The sequence below is a fragment of the Thermomonas alba genome, assembly GCF_022419205.1.
GTDB classification, from domain to species: Bacteria; Pseudomonadota; Gammaproteobacteria; order Xanthomonadales; family Xanthomonadaceae; genus Thermomonas; species Thermomonas alba.
Window position 1 is genome coordinate 1 of record NZ_JAJOZU010000050.1, and the last position, 555, is coordinate 555.

At 73.2% G+C, this 555-nt stretch carries 1 protein-coding gene; it reads left to right on the top strand.

The genetic code is table 11. From position 1 onward, the window contains the following. Positions 1–429 (top strand): type VI secretion system baseplate subunit TssG (locus tag ML342_RS11695; RefSeq protein WP_240127190.1); only part of this gene is annotated, 429 nt, incomplete at its 5' end. Between the last annotated feature and the right edge of the window lie 126 nt (positions 430–555).

Consider the following 555-nt stretch of genomic DNA (forward strand, 5'->3'; position numbering starts at 1 on the left):
CCGGTGCAGTCCACCGGCTGCCTCGGCACCTGGCAGCCGATCGCCCCGGCGGCGCGTACCCGGCTGGGGCAGGCCAACCACGCGCTCGGCGCCGGCGCGGTGCTCGGGCGCTGTTACTGGGACCGCCAGACCACCCTGCGCCTGACCATCGGGCCGCTCGACCGCCGCCGCTTCAACGCCCTGCTGCCGCGCGGCGCGCTGCTGGGCGACACCGTGGAACTGGCGCGCTTCCTCACCGGGCTCGCCCTGGACCTGCGCGTGCGGCTGTCGCTGCGCGCCGACCAGGTGCCGCCGCTGCGGCTGGGCGCACGCGACGGCGACCGTCCACAGTTGGGCTGGAACACCTGGCTGCGCGGCCGCCGCAGCCGCCAGCCGACCTTCGACACCGAATTCCGATTCTCTGCAATGGGAGGCCAGTCATGGCACTGAACCTGCGCGCACTGATCGCGCGATTGAACCCCACCGTACGCGGCGCGATGGAGAGCGCGGCCGGCCTGTGCATGTCGCGCGGGCAATACGAGGTCGAGGTCGAGCACCTGCTGCTCAAGCTGCTGG